This is a genomic window from Streptococcus acidominimus, from assembly GCF_001921825.1.
GTDB classification, from domain to species: domain Bacteria; phylum Bacillota; class Bacilli; order Lactobacillales; family Streptococcaceae; genus Streptococcus; species Streptococcus acidominimus.
Genome location: NZ_MSJL01000102.1, coordinates 1 through 1596, shown reverse-complemented (window position 1 = coordinate 1596; position 1596 = coordinate 1). Strand labels below are relative to the sequence as shown.

Here is a 1596-nt window from a genome sequence, read left to right as displayed (position 1 = left end):
CCTCTTCCACCTTATTCACCAGAATTAAATCCCATTGAGAAAGCTTGGGCAAATCTGAAGAGAGCAATCACAGAACTTTTAAAAACATGCAAAACAGTAAATGAATCTCTTTTGTACTATTTTAAAACTCAATAACTATATTAACCGGGAATACACCGAGGTTCTCCAGACCTATGACCGGGAACTCAAGGGAAGAGAAACCTACACCTATGGTCATGGTAGGGCTTCTTATCTCAATCATGAAACAGGCGACCATTACAACTACTTGACCAATCAGTCTGGCTCTGTGACAGGTTTAACCAAGGAGGGAGAAGCAGTTGCTTCAACCAGTTACAATCTCTACGGCTCAACCAATCATTACACCTTGACCTGGGATTTAGACCAGTATAAGGGCGACCAGTCGTCCAAGGAGATGATTGGCAAAGGGTTCCTCCTCTTAGATGATTTTCCAGAAGAAGCCGTGATGACCGATGATAAGGCAGTCATCGTCACAAGCCTAGACGGAAAAGCCTTATCTGGTTTTGTGGCAACGACTTATAAGGACTTGTCAGAAGTTCCAGAAACACTTAGACATCAACTGACAACGGCTAAGATTAACCCTAAAGGAGCTTTTCAAGTCATTGTTCCAGAAGACAATCAAGCCTTTTATGACACTTATGTCAAGACAGGAACTAGCCTTTTGGTGACCAGTCCCATGACGGTTCGTACTGACCTCAAGGACAAGACTTTAACCTACACCAATACTGCCTATCAGATTGATTTTGGTAATGGTTATGCGACGAAGGAAGTGACCAACATGCTTGTTACACCGGAACCGATGAAGAAGAACCTCAATGCCGACCAGGTAGACATCAATGGTCAGGCCATGCTTGTTGGTTCTAAAAACTTCTATACCTTGTCATGGGATTTAGACCAGTACAAGGGTATTGTGGCTACTAAAGACGCCATTGCTAAGGGTTTTTACTTTGTGGATGACTACCCAGAGGAAGCTCTTGAGATTGACACCAAGGCTATTCAAGTGGTGACACAAGAAGGGAAGATTGTATCTGACCTGATGATTGAAACCTGTCAGAATTTGGAAGAAGCTCCAGATAGTTTGAAAGAGGCTCTATTTGCCAAGAAAATCTCACCAAAAGGAGCTTTCCAGGTCTTTCGTCCTAAAGACAATGAGGCTTTCTATGAGACCTATGTGAAGACAGGTCAAGCCTTAACCATTATTGACCCTATGACGGTCAAGGACAGCCTTTATAATTCGGGTCAGACCTATGTTAACAAGGCCTATCAGGTTGATTTTGGATTGGCTTACGAGACGGAAGACGTATCCAACTTCATTCCCATTGTTACGCCGAAAAAAGTCAACACGAATGACAAGGGAATGACTATTGATGGAAAGACCGTGCTTCCTAATACGGTCAATTATTACAGGGGACCTCTAAAAACTTCCTAAATTTCTCCAAAATGAGATAATAGAATAAAAAGTAATGAGGAGAGCTGTCATGCATTTATTCACAGACGATGAAAAAATCTTGTCAAAACTATCAGAGAAAGGCAATCCCTTAGAACGTTTGGATGCCGTTATGGATTGGAATATCTTTC

Annotated in this window: 1 protein-coding gene and 1 pseudogene; both read left to right on the top strand. The window is 42.0% G+C overall.

The genetic code is table 11. The annotated features are described in order from the left end of the window. Nucleotides 1-135 (top strand): transposase (locus BU200_RS10470; protein WP_211268960.1); only part of this gene is annotated, 135 nt, incomplete at its 5' end. A gap of 208 nt (nucleotides 136-343) precedes the next feature. After that, nucleotides 344-1426, top strand: a pseudogene (locus tag BU200_RS10465) (SspB-related isopeptide-forming adhesin); the annotation flags it as partial. Nucleotides 1427-1596 lie beyond the last annotated feature (170 nt).